Origin of the sequence: Paenibacillus aurantiacus (genome assembly GCF_042431225.1) — a bacterium.
In the GTDB taxonomy this organism is placed as follows: Bacteria; Bacillota; Bacilli; order Paenibacillales; family Paenibacillaceae; genus Paenibacillus_Z; species Paenibacillus_Z aurantiacus.
In genome coordinates, this window is the sequence record NZ_JBHMDO010000022.1 from 410,154 (window position 1) to 431,241 (window position 21,088).

Annotated in this window: 25 protein-coding genes and 1 riboswitch; of the genes, 22 read left to right on the forward strand and 3 right to left on the reverse strand. The window is 59.6% G+C overall.

What is annotated here, in order from left to right; all coding sequences use genetic code 11:
- Positions 1 to 240: 240 nt before the first annotated feature.
- Both ACFFSY_RS13370 and ACFFSY_RS13375 read left to right on the forward strand, forming a co-directional pair.
- The gene (locus tag ACFFSY_RS13370) at positions 241 to 720 is read left to right on the forward strand and encodes a hypothetical protein (RefSeq protein ID WP_377494642.1); all 480 of its coding nucleotides are present in this window, start codon (positions 241 to 243) and stop codon (positions 718 to 720) included.
- Positions 717 to 1,238: a hypothetical protein gene (locus ACFFSY_RS13375; protein WP_377494644.1), complete on the forward strand. Its 522-nt coding sequence runs from the start codon at positions 717 to 719 to the stop codon at positions 1,236 to 1,238. Before ACFFSY_RS13370 ends, ACFFSY_RS13375 begins: the two co-directional genes overlap by 4 nt.
- A gap of 116 nt (positions 1,239 to 1,354) precedes the next feature.
- Here ACFFSY_RS13375 and ACFFSY_RS13380 read toward each other — a convergent pair whose 3' ends face one another.
- Both ACFFSY_RS13380 and ACFFSY_RS13385 read right to left on the reverse strand, forming a co-directional pair.
- Positions 1,355 to 2,191 (reverse strand): ABC transporter permease, encoded by an 837-nt coding sequence (locus ACFFSY_RS13380; protein ID WP_377494646.1) that lies wholly within the window; start codon positions 2,189 to 2,191, stop codon positions 1,355 to 1,357.
- A gap of 80 nt (positions 2,192 to 2,271) precedes the next feature.
- Positions 2,272 to 3,042 carry an ABC transporter ATP-binding protein gene (locus ACFFSY_RS13385; protein ID WP_377494648.1) on the reverse strand — a complete coding sequence of 257 codons (771 nt, stop codon included), beginning with the start codon at positions 3,040 to 3,042 and terminating at the stop codon, positions 2,272 to 2,274.
- A gap of 280 nt (positions 3,043 to 3,322) precedes the next feature.
- Here ACFFSY_RS13385 and ACFFSY_RS13390 point away from each other — a divergent pair, with 280 nt between their 5' ends.
- The 4 genes from ACFFSY_RS13390 (at position 3,323) to ACFFSY_RS13405 (ending at position 7,443) form a co-directional block, all read left to right on the forward strand.
- Positions 3,323 to 3,967 (forward strand): TetR/AcrR family transcriptional regulator, encoded by a 645-nt coding sequence (locus ACFFSY_RS13390; RefSeq protein WP_377494651.1) that lies wholly within the window; start codon positions 3,323 to 3,325, stop codon positions 3,965 to 3,967.
- A gap of 225 nt (positions 3,968 to 4,192) precedes the next feature.
- A complete protein-coding gene (locus ACFFSY_RS13395) occupies positions 4,193 to 5,119 on the forward strand; it encodes a TauD/TfdA dioxygenase family protein (RefSeq protein ID WP_377494654.1) in 927 nt (308 codons plus the stop codon).
- Positions 5,120 to 5,364: 245 nt separating this feature from the next.
- Complete coding sequence (locus ACFFSY_RS13400) at positions 5,365 to 6,435, forward strand: aliphatic sulfonate ABC transporter substrate-binding protein (protein ID WP_377494656.1); 1,071 nt, start codon at positions 5,365 to 5,367, stop codon at positions 6,433 to 6,435.
- Positions 6,436 to 6,516: 81 nt separating this feature from the next.
- Positions 6,517 to 7,443, forward strand: coding sequence for a TauD/TfdA dioxygenase family protein (locus tag ACFFSY_RS13405; RefSeq protein ID WP_377494658.1), 927 nt, complete (start codon positions 6,517 to 6,519; stop codon positions 7,441 to 7,443).
- Between the two features lie 116 nt (positions 7,444 to 7,559).
- On the opposite strand, the gene ACFFSY_RS13410 is transcribed toward ACFFSY_RS13405, so the two are convergent.
- Positions 7,560 to 8,099 (reverse strand): nucleoside-triphosphatase, encoded by a 540-nt coding sequence (locus ACFFSY_RS13410; RefSeq protein ID WP_377494660.1) that lies wholly within the window; start codon positions 8,097 to 8,099, stop codon positions 7,560 to 7,562.
- A 311-nt stretch (positions 8,100 to 8,410) separates the two neighbouring features.
- Here ACFFSY_RS13410 and spoIIR point away from each other — a divergent pair, with 311 nt between their 5' ends.
- From spoIIR to ACFFSY_RS13490, 16 genes are all read left to right on the forward strand, one after another.
- Positions 8,411 to 9,121: a stage II sporulation protein R gene (spoIIR, locus tag ACFFSY_RS13415; protein ID WP_377494662.1), complete on the forward strand. Its 711-nt coding sequence runs from the start codon at positions 8,411 to 8,413 to the stop codon at positions 9,119 to 9,121.
- Positions 9,122 to 9,271: 150 nt separating this feature from the next.
- Positions 9,272 to 10,621, forward strand: a complete 1,350-nt coding sequence (locus tag ACFFSY_RS13420; RefSeq protein WP_377494664.1) for an L-threonylcarbamoyladenylate synthase — start codon at positions 9,272 to 9,274, stop codon at positions 10,619 to 10,621.
- A gap of 75 nt (positions 10,622 to 10,696) precedes the next feature.
- Positions 10,697 to 11,257 (forward strand): manganese efflux pump MntP, encoded by a 561-nt coding sequence (locus tag ACFFSY_RS13425; RefSeq protein WP_377494666.1) that lies wholly within the window; start codon positions 10,697 to 10,699, stop codon positions 11,255 to 11,257.
- 82 nt (positions 11,258 to 11,339) lie between these two features.
- Positions 11,340 to 11,933 carry a low molecular weight protein arginine phosphatase gene (locus ACFFSY_RS13430; RefSeq protein ID WP_377494961.1) on the forward strand — a complete coding sequence of 198 codons (594 nt, stop codon included), beginning with the start codon at positions 11,340 to 11,342 and terminating at the stop codon, positions 11,931 to 11,933.
- Positions 11,934 to 11,971: 38 nt separating this feature from the next.
- Positions 11,972 to 12,054: riboswitch (ZMP/ZTP riboswitch) on the forward strand.
- Between the two features lie 123 nt (positions 12,055 to 12,177).
- On the forward strand, positions 12,178 to 12,636 hold the full coding sequence (gene rpiB / locus ACFFSY_RS13435) for a ribose 5-phosphate isomerase B (protein ID WP_377494669.1): 459 nt from the start codon (positions 12,178 to 12,180) through the stop codon (positions 12,634 to 12,636).
- A gap of 13 nt (positions 12,637 to 12,649) precedes the next feature.
- Positions 12,650 to 13,282 carry a TIGR01440 family protein gene (locus tag ACFFSY_RS13440; RefSeq protein WP_377494671.1) on the forward strand — a complete coding sequence of 211 codons (633 nt, stop codon included), beginning with the start codon at positions 12,650 to 12,652 and terminating at the stop codon, positions 13,280 to 13,282.
- A gap of 40 nt (positions 13,283 to 13,322) precedes the next feature.
- Positions 13,323 to 14,570 (forward strand): serine hydroxymethyltransferase, encoded by a 1,248-nt coding sequence (glyA, locus tag ACFFSY_RS13445; RefSeq protein WP_377494673.1) that lies wholly within the window; start codon positions 13,323 to 13,325, stop codon positions 14,568 to 14,570.
- Positions 14,571 to 14,786: 216 nt separating this feature from the next.
- Positions 14,787 to 15,986 (forward strand): UCP032817 domain-containing protein, encoded by a 1,200-nt coding sequence (locus ACFFSY_RS13450; protein WP_377494675.1) that lies wholly within the window; start codon positions 14,787 to 14,789, stop codon positions 15,984 to 15,986.
- 288 nt (positions 15,987 to 16,274) lie between these two features.
- Complete coding sequence (upp, locus tag ACFFSY_RS13455; protein WP_377494677.1) at positions 16,275 to 16,904, forward strand: uracil phosphoribosyltransferase; 630 nt, start codon at positions 16,275 to 16,277, stop codon at positions 16,902 to 16,904.
- Between the two features lie 24 nt (positions 16,905 to 16,928).
- Positions 16,929 to 18,077, forward strand: coding sequence for a non-hydrolyzing UDP-N-acetylglucosamine 2-epimerase (wecB, locus tag ACFFSY_RS13460; RefSeq protein WP_377494680.1), 1,149 nt, complete (start codon positions 16,929 to 16,931; stop codon positions 18,075 to 18,077).
- A gap of 189 nt (positions 18,078 to 18,266) precedes the next feature.
- The gene (locus tag ACFFSY_RS13465; protein WP_377494682.1) at positions 18,267 to 18,488 is read left to right on the forward strand and encodes a hypothetical protein; all 222 of its coding nucleotides are present in this window, start codon (positions 18,267 to 18,269) and stop codon (positions 18,486 to 18,488) included.
- Positions 18,481 to 18,849 (forward strand): ATP synthase subunit I, encoded by a 369-nt coding sequence (locus ACFFSY_RS13470; RefSeq protein ID WP_377494685.1) that lies wholly within the window; start codon positions 18,481 to 18,483, stop codon positions 18,847 to 18,849. Before ACFFSY_RS13465 ends, ACFFSY_RS13470 begins: the two co-directional genes overlap by 8 nt.
- A gap of 21 nt (positions 18,850 to 18,870) precedes the next feature.
- Positions 18,871 to 19,641, forward strand: a complete 771-nt coding sequence (atpB, locus tag ACFFSY_RS13475; RefSeq protein WP_377494687.1) for a F0F1 ATP synthase subunit A — start codon at positions 18,871 to 18,873, stop codon at positions 19,639 to 19,641.
- Between the two features lie 108 nt (positions 19,642 to 19,749).
- On the forward strand, positions 19,750 to 19,962 hold the full coding sequence (gene atpE / locus ACFFSY_RS13480; RefSeq protein ID WP_377494689.1) for a F0F1 ATP synthase subunit C: 213 nt from the start codon (positions 19,750 to 19,752) through the stop codon (positions 19,960 to 19,962).
- Positions 19,963 to 20,058: 96 nt separating this feature from the next.
- A complete protein-coding gene (atpF, locus tag ACFFSY_RS13485) occupies positions 20,059 to 20,541 on the forward strand; it encodes a F0F1 ATP synthase subunit B (protein ID WP_377494691.1) in 483 nt (160 codons plus the stop codon).
- Entirely contained in the window at positions 20,538 to 21,086 is a 549-nt protein-coding gene (locus tag ACFFSY_RS13490; RefSeq protein ID WP_377494693.1) for a F0F1 ATP synthase subunit delta, read from the forward strand. The genes atpF and ACFFSY_RS13490 overlap by 4 nt, the downstream gene beginning before the upstream one ends.
- Positions 21,087 to 21,088 lie beyond the last annotated feature (2 nt).

Consider the following 21,088-nt stretch of genomic DNA (forward strand, 5'->3'; position numbering starts at 1 on the left):
GCGCTTCGCTTGTTTTCGCGTTTCGCTTATCTTCGCGCTTCGCTTATTTTCGTACTTCATTATTTCTCTTACTTTGCTTTTACTCGTACTTCGTTTATTTCTTTTACTTCGCTTGTTTTCACGCATCCCCGGGTTGCGGGCCTTCGTTCGCCCTCGCGCCCGCTACTCTCATTGATAACTTGTATACGATGGCGCAATTATGGCAACTATCCAACTATAAACCATGGGTCGGAGGCGCTAATGGCGATAACGGTTATTACGGGCATATCCATGCTTTGCCTTCTCACCATACCGGTCATCGTGCGGCGCGTGCATCCGTTCGAGGCGTTCCTGGTGTGGGGCTGGGTACTATTCATGCATAGCAATTATATGTGGCTGATCGGCATGAACGGGGAGCTCTTCGCCCTGCCGAAACTGATGCGGGCGGTCGTCAGCCATGCGCTGGCCGTTCAAACTATTATGCCGGCCATCGTCCTGCTGGGTATACGCTACGGAACCGATGCCGCAAGCGGCCGTGCCAAGCATCCGCCGCTGCTTGCCGCTGCCTTGGTCGCCTTGTTGGCCGGCTTCGAGCAGCTTGAAGTACTACTGGGTATTGTTGATCTGAAGGCGAAGTGGCGTTTTGGCTACTCGCTGGGGTATTGGTGCGTCTTTGTCTTGTCCGCTTATGGGGTGTGGCGGGGCGTGCGGAGGCTGGCGCGGAAGGAAGTCGGGCTATGAGACTGGATTGGCCGGGGCAGTTCGACGCGAACGAATGGTTTCTGCTGCTTTCTCTATTGGCGGTCGGCGGGTTCTCTCTATGGCTGCCGCGCCGGTTTCCGATGATCGTTACCGTCCTGTTGTATGCGATGGGGCCCATCATGGCGATGAATGCCGACTTTCTGCTGGGCGTGCCGCCGATCGACGTCTACAACATTAACGATTCGGGCCGATACGAGGTGTTCGATCTGATGTTCTATCTCGTTTATGCGCCGTACTCGTACTTGTTTCTGTATTTCTTCAACAAATGGCGCGTGCGCGGGCTGGCGGTTTGCTTGTTCGTGCTCGCGTTCTCCGCGCTGGGCGTCGGTTATGAGCAGATTGCGAATTGGTGTCACGTCTTCCACTATAAGAATTGGAACCTGGGCTACTCCTTCGCGATCTACGTTTTCGTTCAAACGCTGTATCTGTGCCTCGCATGGGGAATTCGGCAAATTTACGAACATACGAAGCGCGACAACGCGCCGGAGTGGCCATGAAACGAACAAAAAAACCTCCGCGCCCCAATCGGCATGCGATCGAAGTCTGTCTCCGTCTGAAAGGAGGGACTCGGGGCGCGCCATCAGTGAGGTGCGGGGGTTTGTTTTATTTTGGATCAACCTTTGTAGCTATCCTGCCAACGCAGCAGCCGTGCTTCCAGCGCCTTGACGATGGAATCCGAGAGCTTGCCGACGAGGGCGAAAATCGTGATGCCGACGAACACGATATCCGTTTGCATGAACGAGCGCGCGTCGTTGATCATGTAGCCGATGCCGGTATCGGCACCCAGGAGTTCGGCGACGACAAGGCACATCCACGCGAGACTGAGCGACAGCCGGATGCCGAGGAGAATGTTCGGCAGCGCAGCCGGCAGCACGAGGCGGACCATCTGGCGAAGACGCGTGAACTCCAGCACCCGGGCGACGTCGAACAGCTTCGCGTCGACGGTGCGAACGCCGAGGAAGGTGTTGACGTACAACGGGAAGAACGCGCCGAGTGCAATGAGCAGCACCTTCGACAGCTCGCCGAAGCCGAACCACATGATGAACAGCGGCGTAATGGCCAGAAGCGGGACGGTTCGCAGCATCTGGACGGTCGGGTTGACCGTCTCCTCGAAGCGACGGTACATGCCGACCAGCATGCCGAGGATCAGGCCGCAGCTGGCGCCGAGCGCGAAGCCGAGCCCGGCCCGCACGATGCTGACGCGCAGATGATGAGGCAGCTCCCCGGAGCGCGTCAATTCAACGTATTGATGGAGAATGAGCCATGGAGAGGAGAACAGCTGCTTCGAGATGAGGCCCGTCGCGCTGAACAGCTGCCATAGGGCGATGATAAGCACGGGCAGGATGGCCCCCCGGATGAAAATGCCCCACTTGCCTCCGGCTTTGCGCCGCGCGGCGGCGGCGCGAGGGGCGGAAGCGATGTTGCCTTGGGCGGTTATTGGTGCTGCCATGAAATTCACGTTCCTTTCGTTTACCGCCGCGCCGGCTTGCCCGCCGGGATCGCTTTCTCGCGGTTGAGGTCACGTTATCGTCAAATGCTGTACGCTTCTTGCTCTTCGTGATGCTCGAGCTTCTCCAGCACGAGCGTCCGCAGTTCGGTGAACGACCGGCCGGTCCGCTTGCGCGGATAAGGGAGGTCGATCGGCACGATCGCTTTGATGCGGCCGGGCCGCGCGTCCATGACGACGACGCGGGTGGAGAGGAAGACGGCTTCGTCGATGTCGTGCGTCACGAGCACCATCGAGGTCCGGTTCGTCTGCCAAATATCGAGCAGCGCTTCCTGCAGATGGCCTCGGGTAAAGGCGTCCAGCGCGCCGAACGGTTCGTCGAGCAGCAGCACCTCCGGCTTGCGGAGCAGCGCCCGCGCGATCGCCACGCGCTGGGACATGCCGCCCGACAGCTGGCGCGGATAGGCTTTCTCGAATCCGCCAAGCTTGACGAGCTTGATTAATTCATCGACTCTGCGGCGAACGTCCGGGTCACGCAGCGATAGGTCGGCGGCGATGTTGTTCTCGACATTCAGCCACGGGAACAGCCGGTGCTCCTGAAAAATAAACCCTTTCTCCTGCGACGGCTTCGTCACCGCCTTGCCCTTGAGCAGCACCTCGCCCTGAAAATCCTGGTCCAGGCCGGCGATGATTTTCAGCAGCGTGCTTTTGCCGCAGCCGCTTGGTCCGATAATCGTCGTGAAATCGCCGTCATGCACCGTCAAATCCAGCGTGTCGAGCACATGGGTCGCGCCTTGCTCGCCGTGAAAGGTTTTGCTGACGCCGTTAATCGCCAGTACGGGTCCTGTCGTCATAAGCCAAATTCACTCCTTCGCCCTCGCATATGAGCATAAAAAAAGAGACCGGCAGCATGAAAAACGCGCTGCCGAATCTCTAGGTAGACTAGTCGATTCGCCCGTCACAGACTGACTCATCCGTTACGTTGTGCCTTATCTTAGCATTGAGCCTGGATCGCCGTCAATACCCGACTAAACAGGTGGGATAATTAATTTTATGGCCGTCGGGATGGAAATCGGAAGCGAAGCTCTGGTAAGATAACGGGGATTCAACGTCTTACGGCGACAGGAGGAACATATGCCACGAAATACGGAACGAGACCAGCAGCAGCGCGAGGAGAGGCGGAAGCAAATTCTCGACGCCGCAGCCCGCGTGTTCGCCCGCCGGGGCGTCCTGACGAAGATGGCCGACATCGCGGCGGGAGCCGGGATGAGCCACGGGCATTTATACAACCATTTCGCCTCGAAAGAGGAAATATTGCTGGCCGTCATCGAACGGGGACAGCTGATGTACGGGAAGATCTTGCGAAGGGCGCTCGCCATGACCGGCACCGCCGCGGACAAATTCCGCTATATCGCGGTTCACTCGCTGCCCGGCGTGGGCGACCCCGATATTTATCTGGTGCTGCTGCAAGCGGTGTTCACGGACGTGCTGACCGGCGAGGAGAAGCGGGTGATTCTGGAGCGGGCCGGGCAGAATCTGGCGCTGCTCATTCAGCTGATCGAGGAAGGCCAGCAGGACGGCACGGTCATGGCAGGCGATCCGGTTCAGCTGGCGACGCTGTTCGGCACGCTGATCCAGAATTTGATGCTGCTGGAGATGCGGGGGTACGCGCCGGCAACGCCTGAGACGATCTCGCTGCTGTTGACGATGCTCTCTCCCAAGCTGGAGGCGGAGGCAGAGGCGGCTTGTGTTTTAGGCCCGTGGAAAAAAGAGGGTTGACAGTGCGAGCTACCCCCTGCTACGATTTGTTCACGCCACAAGCTGAACGGAAAGTCACCCTGTAAGTGCTGCTTGAGGCCCCATACGTTACCGATCGCATCGGAATCGACTGGACGACCAGAGATTCGGCCGCAAGGGCTGAAATCTGCGCGTGGAGTCTTTTTTTTATATTCAAATCCGATTATTCAGGTAAGTATTTAATTAATTGTGAAGGGGCGCTGAACCATGAGCGTTACGACGACAACTTATTTATCCCGCGATTATCTCCCGGTTCGGGAATTCCGTGCCGGTGCCCGCAATCTGCAGCGATTGCCGGAAGGCGTGGAGGAACAGCCGTATACGCTGTTCACGCTGAAGCCGCTCGGCCCGATTATCGGCGCGGAGATCGAAGGCGTCGACCTTGGCCAGCCCGTGGGGCCGGAGCTTAAAGCCGAGCTGCACCGCGCGTTCTTGGAGTGGAAGGTGCTCTTCTTCCGCAACCAGACGATCGACAGCACGCAGCAGTTGGCGTTCGCCAAGCTGTGGGGCGAACTGGAGAAACATCCGTTCCTTCCGAGGGGCAGCGCGGAGGAAGTGACCCGCTTCGAGAAGGGCGCGGATATGACGGGCAACGAGAACGTGTGGCACACCGACGTTACGTGGCGTCTCGAGCCGGCGCTCGGCTCGGTGCTGCGGCTGTCCGAAGTACCGCCGCATGGCGGCGATACGCTGTGGGCCGATATGGCGGCGGCGTACGACAATTTGCCGGAGGACGTGAAGCGGCGGATCGACGGGTTGAGCGCGATCCACGATTTCACCCCGAGCTTCGGCCGCCGTATGACGCCGGAGATTCTCGCGGCGAAGCAGGAAGAATTCCCGGCGGCGGAGCACCCGGTCGTCCGCACGCATCCGGAGACGGGCCGCAAGACGCTGTTCGTCAACGCGGCGTTCACCGTGCGCATCGTGGGGCTTGAGCCGGAAGAGAGCGAGCAGCTGCTGAACTACTTGTTCCGCCAAGCGCAAATTCCGGAGTACCAAGTGCGCTTCCATTGGGAAGCCAACTCGGTGGCGTTCTGGGATAACCGCGCGACGCAGCATTACGCGGTATCCGATTACTTCCCGCACCGCCGCGTAGCCGAGAGGATCTCGATCGCGGGCGACCGTCCTTACTGATCGGGAGGGGCAAAACGTAAGCGCATGCTTCCGAAGCGAGATTTGCTCGATGTATTAGCTAGGGAGCATGTTCACACGCAAAACTTAGGCTTATGCTTCCGATGCGAATTTTGCTCGAAGCTTGAAGCAGATACAAAGAAGTAATCTCACGCAAAACTTAAAGTTTATGCTTCCGAAGCGAATTTTGCTCGAGGCGAAATCAGAGAAGCTTACTCAATCGCAAAATTTTTAGGGGGTCTCATCCAATGAAAAGGTTCACGTTATCTATGGCGGCGATCATGCTGGTGTTTGTGCTGGTGCTGACCGGCTGCGGGTCATCGAATAAAGCCGCGGACGCAGGCGGCTCGTCCAACGCGCAAGCCGCAAGCGGCGATGCGGAGAAGAAGGAGGCGGACGATCAAGCGACTGAGGCCGCCGCCAAGCCTTCCGGCGAGAAGGTGAAGGTCAACATCGCCATTAACGGCGGATTGAATCCGCTCATCATCGCACAAGAGAAAGGCTGGCTGGACGAAGCGTTCGGCAAGCTGAACGCGGAGATTGCCTGGAGCAAGTTCACCAGCGGCCCGCCGCTCTTGGAATCGCTCGTCGCCGGACGCGTGGACCTCTCTTTCTTGGGTGACGGCGCCGCGATCACCGGGGTTTCGAACAAGCTGCCGTTCCGCGTCGTCGGCCTCATCACCGAAGGTGAACGACTGAACAGCGTGCTCGTTCCCGCGGACAGCGCGATCGCGAAGGTGGAGGATCTGAAGGGCAAGACCGTCGGTCTGGCCAAAGGCACGACCTCGCACGTCTACCTGATCAAGGTGTTGACTGCGCACGGGCTGAAGCAGGAAGACGTCAAGTTGATCAACCTGCAATTCGACGACGCCCAAGCGGCATTCGAAGCGGGCAAGCTGGACGCCTGGGTCAGCATCGACCCGTACGTAACGATGAACGTGGCGCAGAAGAAGGCCAAGGCGCTGGATGCGGGCATCGCCGTGCAGGCGCCGGTCTCGATGATCGCCCATACTGAATTCGCGAAGGATCATCCGGAGATCATCGTGGAGTATCTGAAACAATACAAGCAAGCGCTGGACTGGCAATATGCCAATTTGGACGAAGCAGTCGCTATTTACGAGAAGCTGACTAAGATCCCGGCGCCGATTTTGAAGCAGGTTCTGGAGAACAGCCAGACCGGATTGTCCGCGTATACGCAGAAGGCGCTCGACGCGCAGCAAGCTTCGGCGGACATTTTGCTCGAGAACAAGTTCCTGAAGCAGCCGACGACGTTCAAAGACGCGGTGGACGATTCGTTCGTGAACGAAGCGCTCAAATAGCGGCCCGTCCCGCACCTGAAGCATCTCCGGCAAACGCCATACCCATATTCGGCGGCCATCCGCCCAAGGAGGAAGAAGGGAATGAGTGAAATCGTGAAGAGCCAAGCGGTAGAGTTGGAAGTCGTGCCCGTCGCGGGCCGAATCGGCGCGGAGATCCGCGGCGTGGAGTTGTCCGCGGATCTAGCCCCGGAGGTCATTGAAGCGATCGAGGAAGCGCTGCTCGCCCATAAGGTGCTGTTCTTCCGCGGTCAGCATCAGCTGGACGATGCCGGCCAGGAAGCGTTCGCCAAGCGGCTCGGCGACCTCTACGCGCATCCGACCGTTCCGGTGAAGGCGGGCACGAGCGCCGTCCTCGAGCTCAACTCCGAGCATGGCGGCCGGGCGAACTCCTGGCACACGGACGTGACGTTCGTCGAGGCGTATCCGAAGGCGTCCATTCTTCGCGGCGTCGTCATTCCGCCGGCGGGCGGGGACACGGTATGGGCCAATACGGCGGCGGCCTACGACGATTTGACGCCTGAGCTGCAGGAGCTTGCGAACGGGCTGCGCGCCGTGCACTCCAACGCGTACGACTACGCGGCCGTCATTCGCCGCGAGGTAACGGCGGAGGACATTCGCAAGCACCGGGCGGTATTCGCCTCGACGGTGTACGAGACGGAGCATCCGGTCGTTCGCGTCCATCCGCAGACGGGCGAGCGCCATCTGCTGCTCGGGCACTTCGTGAAACGGATCTCCGGCCTCAAGTCGGCGGATTCCGAGCGCATTCTGGCCATTCTGCAGGAGCATGTGACGCGCTTGGAAAACACGGTCCGTTGGCGTTGGGCGGCAGGCGACGTCGTCATCTGGGATAACCGCGCGACTCAGCACTACGCCGTGAACGATTACGGCACCGCGCATCGCGTTGTCCGCCGCGTCACGATCGCCGGCGACGTGCCGGTCGGCATCGACGGCCGCCGCAGCGTCTCGCTGCTGCCGCTGCCGGAGGAGAATGCGGAGGAAGCCGTGTAACGCGGGTGCCAGAATAACAAAAGCTCGGACAATTCGGCATATAGCCGGTAATTGTCCGAGCTTTTTATTGTGGACGGGAGATGTAGTACCCTATTTTCGGTCTCTGGCCCCGCGTATTATTTCCCCGCCCGCAGCAGCGCCTCGATCTCGCTCGCGATCTCTGCTTGCAGCCGATCGCGGTTCTCCCACGTTACCGGCAGCACGCGCACGCCGGGCAGCGCTTTGAGCGCATCCGCATCCGCGTCGCTCTCCTCCATAATGCTGCCGAGCAGGATGCCGGGCTCCGGGCTCGCGATCAACCCTTGGATGAACGGAAGGAACTCCGGATCGCTCATTTGCATGCGGCCGATCTCGTCCGCCACGACGATTTTACCGCTATCCTTGGCCTCGGTCAGCGACCGTCGTACTTCCTCGTTGAACCACCCGGCACGTACGCCGTAGCGGCCGACCCGGTGCGGGCCGTTCAGCCCGACGTGCGCAAGCGGCAGCGTGCCGCCGCCAAGCAGCACGCACGTGAATCCCATCCGCTCGGACGCGTCGCGGATTTCCTCTGTGTAGAAGCCGCCAAAGTGCTCGGCGCCTACCGTATCGATGATTCGCTTCAGCAGCGTCGTTTTCCCCATCTGAGACTTGCCCGTTAGCAGTAACGTATGCATGATGCACGCCTCCCCGGTATCATAATCGGCATCCGGCCGTGAACTGGATGGTACCATTCTATGACAAACCGCGAATGCCTAACTCTATTATTTAACCGCTAAAGTATTTTGCGCAACACCCTGATTTTGGGAAACGGGCCGGACAACCCTTGTCACGCGGGTTTTTTGACGTACACGGGCCTCTCGTCCATCCTCTCGAAATTTCATAGAACCGCTAGGTTTAAGCGCGAGATTCCCGGACATACTGGGGATATAACGTTCCGGGACGCAAGCCAAGTGCACCGACGGGTGCCGCGAAGGAGCTTGTGTATATGATCCGCACTTATACCCGTTTTCCTTATAAAAAATCCTACGGTTACCTGTTCGTCATTCTCGCGATTTTGTTCATGAGCTGGGAGAGCCAGCGCGCCGATGCGGCCATTGCCGGCGGCGATATTCCCGAGGAATCCATTCGTCTGCGCATTCTCGCCAATTCCGACAGCGCGATCGATCAGGCGGTCAAACGCCATGTCCGCGACACGGTCGTTGAAGAGATGGGCCGCTGGGTGAACGCCCAGCATTCCATCGAGGAAGCGCGTCTGACGATTCATGCCCATATGTCCGATATCGAGCGCGTCGTGGCGGATGAGCTGCAAAGCCGCGGCTTCGACTACGGATTCAAGGCCGAGCTTGGCATCGTGCCGTTCCCGACTAAAATGTACGGCAGCAAAGTATATCCAGCCGGCGATTATGAAGCGCTCCGCATTACCCTTGGCAGCGGCGAAGGCCAGAACTGGTGGTGCGTGCTGTTCCCGCCGCTCTGTTTCGTGGACGCGGTCAGCGGCGAAGCAACGGCGGCTGCGGCAACGACGGTTGCAGCGGATGTACAAGAGGGCGGCGCGGCCGTCAAGGCGGGGAGCGAAGGCGCGAAGCCGGAAGCATCCGCGGCGAACGCGGACGCGCAGCAGGCGCCCGAGGTGAAGTTCTTCCTGTGGGAAGTGCTGGAGTCGATCTTCTCGTTCTTCAAAGGCTTGTTCGGTTAAGACGCTCTCTCGCATGATGATGAAGGCCCCGCCGGGCGAACGGCGGGGCCTTCATCTCTATCGTGCCTCCGGCGCTCGGTAGGCTTCCGGCTGGACAGGATATGGTATACTAGTAGGCAAACGATGAACGCGACAAAGGATTGAACGCATATGAACAGAACGATGGAATGGCGCGTCGACGCGCGCGCGCCGAGATCCGAGGAGCTGGCGGAGGCTGCCCGCCTGCTAAGGGAAGGGCAGACCGTCGCTTTCCCGACGGAGACGGTGTATGGCTTGGGGGCCGATGCGCGAAGCGACGAAGCGGTCGCCCGCATCTTCGAGGCGAAGGGACGGCCGTCGGACAACCCGCTGATCGTCCATATCGCGGACCGCGCGCAGCTTGGCGCGCTCGTGCTGCCTTGGGGCGAGCTGGCGGAGCGTCTCATGGACCGCTTCTGGCCCGGGCCGTTGACGCTTGTGCTGCCCGCCGCGCCGGGCGCGGTGTCGCCTCGCGTGACGGCCGGCTTGGATACGGTCGCGGTGCGGATGCCGTCTCACCCGGTGGCGCTGGCGCTGATCGCGGCGGCGGGCTGCCCGGTCGCGGCGCCGAGCGCGAACCGCTCCGGACGGCCGAGCCCGACGCTCGCCGCGCACGTAGCGGGCGATTTGGCCGGCCGCATCGCCGGCATCGTGGACGGCGGCGCGGCAGGCGTCGGCCTGGAGTCGACCGTCGTCGAGATCGACGGAGAGACGGTGCGCATTCTTCGCCCGGGCGGCGTCACGGCGGAGGAGCTTCGCGAGGTCGCTCCGCGCGTGGAGTACGATGCGGTCGCCGCGCCGGGCGCCGGGATGGAGGTATCGGTGAACGCAAGCGTTGGCATGAGTGCGGAAGCGGCAAGCGGGAGCCCGGCCATAGGTGGCGGCGAGAACTTGTCGACGGCCGTAAGCGATATCGCTTCGCCAGGGCCCGATTCCGCGCCGCGCCGCGGCTCCATGGCTGCGATCGAGCAGGCGCATGACCTTGCCGCTCGTCCGGGAGAGCCGCGCCGTACAAGCAGCGCCGCCGAACCAGCTTATGCTCAGGCAGCGCGCTCCGATCAGGCGGTTGGCCCGGCGCAGCCTCTGGGCCTATCCGCCGACGCCGCGTTGGCGCCGCGATCGCCCGGCATGAAATACGCGCACTACGCCCCTCGCGGCGCGATGGAGCTGGTGCAGGGCGAGGCGGATGCACGCCGCGCCTATATCCAGCGCGCAGCACATACCGCACGGTCGCGCGGCGATCGCACCGGCATCCTGACATTCGACGAGCACGCCGGCGGCTACGAAGCCGACGATGTCATTTCGCTTGGCAGCCTGTCGCGGCTGGATAATGCGGCGCAGGCGCTATATGCCGCCCTCCGGGAATTCGACGATCGGGGCACGCAGCGCATCTGGGCCGAAGCCGTCCCGGAGACGGGGATCGGCCACGCGCTCATGAACCGGCTCGTCAAGGCAGCAGGCCACCGGGTCGTCCACGCGTAGCGCCCTAGCCGAAATGATCATGTTTCGCCCCTTGTCCGCATATGATCTGAGGAGACTTGGACAGGGGGTATGACAATGATAGAGGCGAGCCTGCAGACCGGCCAACTGTTGACGCTTATCATCATGGCGGTGGCGCTCGGGATGGACGCATTTTCACTCGGAATCGGAATCGGGTTGAAAGGAATCCGACTGCTTGATATTGTAAAGTTAAGCGTCGTCATTGGGCTTTTTCATATCGTGATGCCGCTCCTGGGCATCTTCACGGGGCAATACGTCAGCACGCTGCTTGGTGACGTGGCCACGGTCGCGGCCGGCGGATTGCTGCTATTATTGGGCGGTCATATGATTTACAGCTCGCTTCGCGGGGATGACGTCCCGTCGTTCAACCATCGTTCGACATTTGGCCTGACGGTGTTCGCGCTGAGCGTCAGCATCGACTCGTTCTCGGTCGGCATTTCGCTTGGCATGTTCGCCGCCGACGTCGTGCTGACGGTGCTGCTGTTCGGCTTGGTCGGCGGGCTGATGTCGATTCTGGGGCTGCTGCTGGGACGCAAAGTGAGCAAGGGGCTGGGCGAGTACGGCGAGGCGCTGGGCGGAATTATTTTGTTTACCTTCGGCATCTTGTTTATACTGTAGGCAATGGCACGAACGAACGTATCGTGAAGGAAGAGCCGCTTGGGCGGCGCCGCTTCCGCATAACGAAGGAGGGGGACTTATGTTGAAACGGATTTTGTTTGTATGTACGGGCAACACATGCCGCTCCCCAATGGCGGAGGCGATGCTGCGCGAGCAGGCGCGCCTTCGCTCGCTGCCGATCGAGGTGCGTTCCGCGGGAGTATCGACGGTCGACGGCCTGCCGGTATCCGAACATGCGCGCGCGGTGCTGCGCAGCCGCAACATTCCCGATGACGGCAGTTCCACGGCGATCGGCGGGGACTCCGTGGAGTGGGCCGACTTGGTGCTCACGATGACGACCGGGCATAAGCGGCATCTGCTGCAGCGTTTCCCGAATGTGGTGGATAAGACGTTCACGCTGAAGGAATACACGCAGACCGACGATTCGGTCGTGGCGGATATCGCGGAGCTTGAGGCGCTGTATACCGAGTGGCACATGAAGCAGGCGCTCGGCGGGCAGCTGTCGCCGGAAGAGCGCAGCCGGCTGCTCGAGCTGGAGCGCCGCATCCCGGGCTTCGATATCGCCGACCCGTTCGGCGGCTCGCTCGAGATGTACCGGATTTGCGCGGACGAGATCGCGCAGTCGATGGACAAGCTGATCGCCAAATTGTACGGCGAGTCGCCGAAAGCGGATTGATTTTAAGCCCGCGATCAAGTATGATGAAAACAAATAACGGTTTCCGATGTGACTGGCGACGAAAGTGGATCAAACCACGGTGGAGCATCGGAATATACGGCCGGTCGCCTGGGCAAAGAGCATCGCGCGTTTTTTAGCGCGCCATGCTCTTTTTTCGTCTTTTGGGCGTTAATGGGGTATAATGGGACCAGTGTAATTCGACTATTTCCGCCATTATGCGGATCATGCGGGAGGTAACGTTCCTATGAAAATCGCTATTGGTGCCGATCACGCCGGCTACCGCTTGAAAGACGAAATCGTGCCGTTCCTGCAATCGCTTGGCCACGAGATCGAAGATTTGGGCTGCGATTGCAATCAATCCGTCGACTATCCGGACTATGCGGTACCGGTCGCGGAACGCGTGGCGCAAGGCAAAGCCGACCGCGGCATCTTGATTTGCGGCACGGGCATCGGCATGTCGATCGCGGCGAACAAGGTGCCGGACATTCGCTGTGCGCTCGTGCACGACATGTTCTCGGCGAAAGCAACCCGCGAGCACAACGACACGAACGTGCTGGCGCTTGGCGAACGCGTCGTGGGCCCGGGCCTTGCGCAAGAGATTGTGCGCATTTGGATCGAGACGCCGTTCTCCGGCGGCGAGCGTCACGTCGGACGGCTGAACAAAGTGAAACAGCTCGAAGCCGCGAACGTCATCCATCCGTAAGGAGGAACCAGCCATGAACGGACAAGAACGGCTGGCGGCGATCGAGCGGGACGTGCGGCAGGCGGTGCTGGAGCTGGCGGAAGCGGGCGGTCTGCGCCCCGGGCAGCTGCTCGTCGTCGGCACGAGCACGAGCGAAGTGATCGGGCAGCGGATCGGGACTTCCGGGACGCTTGCGACGGCCGAAGCGATCTTCCGCGGCGTCGAGGCGGCGCGGAAGAAGTACGGCTTCTACCCGGTCTATCAATGCTGCGAGCATCTGAACCGGGCGCTCGTACTCGAACGCGGGGCGGCAGAACGGTACGGGCTTGAGCTCGTCTCCGCGATTCCCGTGCCGAAGGCAGGCGGATCGATGGCGGCGTACGCGTACCGTACGCTGGACGACGCGGTGCTGGCGGAGACGGTGCAGGCGCATGCGGGCATCGACATCGGCGATACGTTCATCGGCATGCATCTGCGGCGCGTGGCCGTTCCGGCGCGCGGCTCGGTGAAGCGGATCGGCGAAGCTCACTTGACGATGGCCTACACGCGGCCGAAGCTGATCGGCGGCGAGCGGGCGGTGTATACGCGGGAGGCGGCCGGACTGGCCCCTGCCGCGAGCGACGAGGCAGTTGGCAAGACGCAATCGGATAATGGCATGTGCGACTGACATTTTGACTAGCTTCACGATATAGAGGAGGACACGTCCAATGGAAAATCTGCGCAAGCAAGACCCTGAAGTATTGAAAGCACTCGGCCTGGAGCTCCAGCGCCAGCGCGACAACATCGAGCTGATCGCATCCGAGAACATCGTCTCCGAGGCGGTGCTGGAAGCGGCGGGCACGGTATTGACGAACAAATACGCGGAAGGCTATCCGAGCAAACGCTACTACGGCGGCTGTGAGCACGTGGATATCGTCGAGGACATCGCCCGCGAACGCGCGAAAGAGATATTCGGCGCGGAGCACGCGAACGTACAGCCGCACTCCGGCGCGCAAGCGAACATGGCGGTGTATCTGGCAGCCCTCAAGCCTGGCGACACGGTATTGGGCATGAACCTGGCGCATGGCGGCCACTTGACGCATGGTTCCCCGGTCAACGCTTCCGGCTTGCTTTATAACTTCGTGGCATACGGCGTCGACGAGAACAGCTTCACGATCGATTATGAAGAAGTGCGCAAAGCAGCGTTCAAACACCGTCCTCGCCTGATCGTGGCTGGCGCTTCCGCGTACCCGCGCATCATCGATTTCGAGAAGCTCGGCCAAATTGCTAATGACGTAGGCGCGCTGTTCATGGTCGACATGGCGCACATCGCGGGTCTGGTCGCGGCGGGTCTGCACCCGAGCCCGGTTCCGCATGCGCATTTCGTGACGACCACGACGCATAAGACGCTTCGCGGACCGCGCGGCGGCATGATCCTGTGCCGTCAGCCATGGGCGGCGGCGATCGACAAAGCCGTGTTCCCGGGCTCCCAAGGCGGACCGCTCATGCACGTCATCGCGGCGAAAGCCGTGGCGTTCGGCGAAGCGCTGCAACCGTCGTTCAAGCAGTACGCGCAGAACGTCGTCGACAACGCGAAGGCGCTGTCCGAGGAGCTCGTCGCGCAAGGGCTGAACCTGGTGTCCGGCGGCACGGACAACCATCTGATGCTGATCGACCTGCGCAACCTGAACATTACGGGCAAGAAAGCCGAGCACGTGCTCGACTCTGTCCAAATCACGGTAAACAAGAACGCGATTCCGTTCGATCCGACGAGCCCGTTCGTTACGAGCGGCATCCGCATCGGTACGCCTGCGGCCACGTCGCGCGGCATGGACGTCAGCGCGATGAAGACGATCGCGCAAGTGATCGCGCTCGTGCTGAAGAACCCGGACGACGAAGCGACGCTCGAGAAGGCGCGCGGCATGGTGTCCGATCTGACGGCGCAATACCCGCTCTACCCAGGCATGACGTACTAATCGAATCGTTTGTTTACAGCCCCGATGCGTTCCTTGGCGAACGTGTCGGGGTTTTCTTTGTTGAATCATCAGCTTATCCGGAACGAATCGCTCATCGCCGCTATGTACGGTGCTAGCCGTTTCGCCTCGCTTTAACTTTACATAAAGTGGATGTGCTCCCAGATAGCCGCATGTTACAATGGCCCTATGACGACAAGAGGCAGGTGAACGCAATTCATGCCAACATTCTTTATTGTGATCCTAGTAATCGCGCTCGTAATTTCGTTCGTCTTTCGCTCGCAGAAAGGGGGCCCGCGTCCGCCGGCGGGTCGTGCGCGCTCCTCGTACGGTACGAGAGCGAAGCCATCGGCGCCGCGCGTCGGTCCGCCGCCGACGAACCTTGGGGTTCCGCAGGGACATCCCGCCTATCAGGCGGCGCTTCGGCTGGAGGCGGCTGTGCCGATAGGACTGGAGGCGCGCGTGAGGGACCGGGTGCAGAAGCGCGAGCCGGGTATGAACGAGCTGGAATGGCAGTGGCGCTGGTTCGAGCTGAAGCGGTATTTCCTCCTGTGCGGCGTGCTTCGCTCGGTCCCGATGTACAGCGAGAAGGTGGATGACGTCTGGCACGAGCTGCTCATGTTCACAAGAGAATACGATCAGTTCTGCGCCAGTTTCTGCGGATCGCTCATCCACCACGCCCCGCACGGCCCCGGAGGCCAGCCTGAGACAGGCGAGCGGGCCTGGTTCGATTGGGCTTATGGCGAGCTCTTCATCCCTTACGCCGCTAGCGAGCGGCTGTGGGGCACCTTCTACCGGACGCCGATGCCCGCCTCCCGCATGGATGAGTTCATCGAACTGCCGGAGGAGGAGCTGGCCGCGCGGCGGTTCAACCGGCGCGCGGGCGACACCTACGGCGATTTGCGAGACGTGATCGGCTATTTGATGCACAGAGGGCGCACGCTTTCGCATGAAGCGCGCCACGGTGCAAGCCATGGGATTCACGAGCGGCATCGCGATGGTCATCACGACCGACGCCACGACGGCTGGAGCGACACGACGATGATGACGACCGGCATCCTATCCGGCATGTTCTTCGCCTCGTCGCTTGCGCCGGACGACCAGTTCCAGCGGCAGATGGACGAAGCCCGTGAGCGCGAGGAGCAGAACGGCTCTTACGGCGGCGGTTATGCATGCGCCGGCAGCGGAGACGACCGCGACGGGAACGGATTCGGAGACGGAGACACGCGCGAGAGCGGCGGCTTCGGCGATGGAGGCGGAAGCGGCGACGACTCGGGCGGTGGTTATTCCGGAGGCGACAGCAGCGGTGGAGGTTCGTGGGGCAGCGACGGGGGCGGTAGCGACGGTGGCAGCAGTGGCGGCGGTTCGTCCTGCGGGGGTGGCTCCTCCTGCGGCTCGTCCTGTGGCGGAAGCAGTTAGAGCGAGCGACCGTTTACCTACCTGAACGTTCCGAATGGGATTTAATACGCGATCAACTAAAGTTCGCTCTCGACCGGGAGCGGACTTTTTCCTTTAATTACATGAAGCGCAGCCGCTGTTTCGAGCGTATTTGACAGGAGCAGCCCTGACACCAGAGGCATTTTCGGAAAAAATGGCGAACTTGTGCAATTCCTGCGCTTGTGGTGCTATAATATACAAGATTGAAAATGAAAACGCGTTACTGGGGGAAATTACCCGGCGCGGAAGCACCATCAGGAGGACGATATTTTGAGCAAATTAACCATTTGCGATCACCCGCTCATTCAGCATAAGCTGACCTACATTCGAGACAAGAATACCAACACCAAAGACTTCCGCGAGCTTGTGGACGAAGTCGCGACGATGATGGCTTATGAAATTACCCGTGACCTGCCGCTTGAGACGATTCCGGTCGAGACGCCGGTTACGACTGCGCAAGGGAAGGTTATCTCCGGGCGTATGCTCGGCCTGGTGCCGATTCTGCGCGCGGGTCTTGGCATGGTCGATGGCATGCTGCAGCTCATCCCTGGGGCGAAAGTGGGCCATATCGGGCTGTTCCGCGATCCGGAGACGTTGAAGCCGGTGGAGTACTATGTCAACCTGCCATCCGATTCGGCGGAGCGTCTGCTCATCGTGGTCGATCCGATGCTCGCGACCGGCGGTTCGGCGAACGCGGCGATCGAGACGCTCAAGAAGCGGGGCTGCCTGAATTTGAAGCTGATGTGCCTGATCGCGTCGCCGGAAGGCGTTAAGGCCGTGCAGGATGCGCATCCGGACGTGGATATTTATATCGCATCGTTGGACGAATGTCTGAATGACCACGGGTACATCGTGCCTGGATTGGGCGATGCCGGCGACCGTATGTACGGGACCAAATAATCCGTTTTATGGGAGTGACAGAGATTGGCTAAACTGAAAGTAATGACGATCTTCGGCACGCGTCCCGAGGCGGTCAAGATGGCGCCGCTGGTGCTTGAGCTTCAGAAGTACGAGGACGAGATTCAGTCGATCGTGTGCGTGACGGCTCAGCATCGCCAGATGCTCGACCAAGTGCTCGACTTTTTCGAGATCGTGCCGAATTACGATCTGAACGTGATGAAGGACCGCCAGACGCTAACCGAGACGACGGTGCGCGTGCTGGAGGGGCTCGACCCGGTGCTGCGCGAAGCGAAGCCGGATATCGTGCTCGTGCACGGCGATACGCAGACGACGTTCCTGGCGAGCTACGCCGCGTTCCTGCAGCAGATCCAGGTCGGCCACGTGGAAGCAGGCCTCCGGACGTGGAACAAGCTGTCCCCGTATCCAGAGGAGATGAACCGCCAGCTGGCCGGCGTGTTATCGGACGTACATTTCCCGCCGACGCAGTGGTCCGCGGACAACCTGCGCAAGGAGAACAAGCCGGAGTCGAGATTGTACGTCACGGGCAACACCGCGGCAGACGTCTTCCAATACACCGTCGACCCATCCTTCTCGCATCCGGTCCTTGATTGGGCAAAGGGCAAACGGATGATTCTGATGACGGCGCACCGTCGCGAGTCGCTCGGCGAACCTCACCGGAATATCTTCCGCGCGGTCAAGCGCATCGCCGACGAGTTCGAGGATGTGGCGATCGTCTACGCGGTGCATCCGAACCCCGCGGTGCGCGAGCCGGCGAACGAAGTGCTCGGCGATCACCCGCGTGTTCGCCTGATCGAGCCGCTGGACGTCTTCGAGTTCCATAACTTCTATCCGCATACGTACATGATCATGACCGATTCGGGCGGCATGCAGGAAGAAGCGCCGTCGTTTGGCGTGCCGACGCTCGTGCTGCGCGATACGACCGAGCGTCCGGAAGGGATCGAGGCCGGGACGCTGGAGCTCGTGGGCACGAACGAAGAAGTCGTCTATGAACGCGCCCGCGCGCTATTGACCGATGCCTCGCTGTACGAACGAATGAGCCAATCGGCCAATCCGTACGGCGACGGACAAGCCTCCGCGCGCATCGTGCAGGCGATTCTCCATCACTTCGGCCGCAGAGCCGAAAAACCGGATTCGTTCACAAAACGTTCATAGTTGGCGCGTTAAAGCGGTCAAGTGCTTGAAGTTCACAGCATACAGTGATGCTGTACGGTTTTGGAGAGGCGAAAACCCAGTGAAATCAAGGGTTTGAAGGGCTCAGTTCACGGAAAGTTTTATTTTATCTGAATTGACAAACCTTCTCAAGCTTCGATAAAATGTATGAGGATTGACAGGGGACAAACCATGAAACCAAAGAGCAGTGGGGATAACCCGTGGCGAGCACTCGCCTTGGTCGGCGCACTAGGCTTTGAAGTCGCAATCTGTACTTTGCTCGGCTTCTGGATCACCAAGTGGATCTTCGGAACGACGGGTTGGATGATCGCCGGTATTTTCACCGGTCTCGCCGCCGGCATTCTGGCTGCCGTTTGGCTGGTAAGGAAGGCGCTGGAGGGTTCAGATGAATGAAGTTTTACAGAAGGCAGCGCGAATCGCGGTTTACGTGATTTCGTTATCGCTGCTGGTATGGGCTTTTGCGCCGGAGTGGCGCGCCGTTGCGGCTGGCATTATGTTGGGTGTGTCGGCAAGTTTGATGAATGCGCTCTTATTACGTAGAAGAGTCGATTGGCTAGGCAAGGTGACGATCGAGCAAGGTCCGCGGAGAGTGGGGCTTGGCTTGGCCGGAAGACTTGCAACCGTGCTGCTTGCGGCGCTGATCGCACAACGCTACCCGGAGCATTTTCATTTGCCAACGACACTGTTCGCATGCTTCTTCATGCCCTTTGCAAGTTTGATATTCGCTTACATGCAAAGCAAGAGACAATCTTAGCGGAAAGGGGTGAAACACGGTATGCATTTATTCCCGGTCATTACCATCGGGGGAGTGGCGATTGACTTGTCGTCGATCATCGCCATAACGGTATCCGCGCTCATCACGCTGGTACTCGCAATGGTAGCGGTTCGGCGGTTGTCGGTCGATAATCCGTCCAAGATCCAGAACTTCCTGGAGTGGGTGGCTGAATTCGTTCACAACACGATCGCGAGCACGATGCCGATGAACAAGGTTAAGCCATTCATGTCGCTCGGTATGACGCTGATCATGTTTATTTTCATCTCCAACTTGCTCGGCCTTCCGTTCGGTATTGTGACGGAGACGCATCATGTCAATGAGACGTTCGGTATCACGCAAGAAGTGCTTGACGAGCACGGCGGCCATGCGGAGATCGCGTGGTGGAAATCGCCTACGGCGGACCTTTCCGTTACGGCTGGCCTTGCGCTCATCGTATTCGTTCTCGTAAACCTGCTGGGGCTTAAGATGAACACCAAAGGTTATCTGAAGTCGTACTTCCAGCCATTCTGGTTCTTCTTCCCGCTGAAGCTCATCGAGGAGATCGCGAAACCGCTTACGCTTGCGCTTCGTCTATACGCCAACATTTTCGCGGGCGAGGTTCTCATCGCCACGATTCTGATGCTCGGCGTCGTCGGTACGCCTTTCCTTATCGCTTGGCAGGGCTTCAGTTTGTTCGTCGGCGCGATTCAGGCGTTTTTGTTCACGATCTTGACGATGGTGTACATTTCCCACGCAATCGTCTCGCACGACGAAGAGCACGAGCATCATTAATGCAGCAGCAATAAGCTTCGTAACGGTTCGGACGATCGGCCGCACCCGGACGCGGAGATTATGGTATACCTATCAAATACTTAACTACCCTTGAGGAGGATTTCAAAAATGGAAGTATTGGCAGCAGCAATTGCAGTCGGTTTGGCAGCGCTTGGCGCAGGTATCGGTAACGGTCTGATCGTAAGCAAAACAGTAGAAGGCATCGCTCGTCAACCAGAGAACGCAGGCAAGCTTCAAACAACGATGTTCATCGGCGTAGGTATCGTCGAAGTCGTACCTATCATCGGCGTCGTTATCGGCTTCCTGGCTTTCTTTAGCTAATAGAAACAATGACGGAACGATGGCGGGGAAGGCCTTAGCCCTCCACGCCATCGTTTTGATTAAGAGGAATTCTGCGAACGGAAAGGAGTTGCAGCTATGGATTTGCATTGGACATCGACAGTCTACGCGATTGTGGCGTTCGTAATCCTGTACGCGCTGTTGAATAAGTTTGCGTTTGGTCCATTGTTCAGCATCATGGAGAAACGCCGTCAGCTCGTGTTGGAACAGATGAGCATGGCGGAGACCGCGCGCAAGCAAGCTTCCGCTCAGATGGAAGAGCAGAAGCAAGCGCTGCAAGAAGCGCGCAAAGAGGCTTACGAGATCATCGAGAAAGCCAGAGCGACAAGCTCGAAGCAAGCCGACGATATCGTTCAAGCCGCGAAGAACGAAGCGAACCGCCTGAAGGACGAAGCGGTGCGCGACATCGAGAGCGAGAAGGACAAGGCGATCGCTTCGCTGCGCGGCCAAGTGGCCGGCATGTCCGTCATGATCGCCTCCAAAATCATCGAGAAACAAATCGACGAGAAGTCGCAAGAGGAACTCGTTGATCAATACCTGAAAGAGGTTGGAAGCAAATGAGCCGGGCGACTGTCGTAGCGAAACGCTATGCGCAAGCGCTGTACGAGGTAGCTGCGCAGCAGAACATCGTCGCCGAAGTTCTCGACCAGCTGGGTCTCGTTGTGAAAACCTTGAAGAGCGATGCGGATATCGAGAAGTTTCTTTCCTTCCCGAGCATCGAGCAGAACGTCAAAATCGAGCTGATCCGCAAAGCATTCGCCGATCAAGTCTCGGCTACGCTTCTGAATACGCTGGAGATGGTCATCGCCAAAGGGCGTCAGGATCTCCTTGGTCATATTTATACAAGTTATGTCAAAATCGCCGGCGAAGGCCTCGGCCAAGCGCAAGCTACCGTGTATACGGCTAAGCTGCTGACGGCGGAAGAGCTCAAGAATGTGGAAGCAACATTCGGCGCGCTTGCAGGCAAACGCATCGTGGCCGATCAAGTGGTCGAACCTTCTTTGCTCGGCGGCGTGCAAGTTCGTATCGGCGACCGTCTGTACGACGGCAGCCTGTCCGGCAAGCTGGCGCGTCTTGAGAAATCGTTGAAAAGTCAAGCACTGTAGAT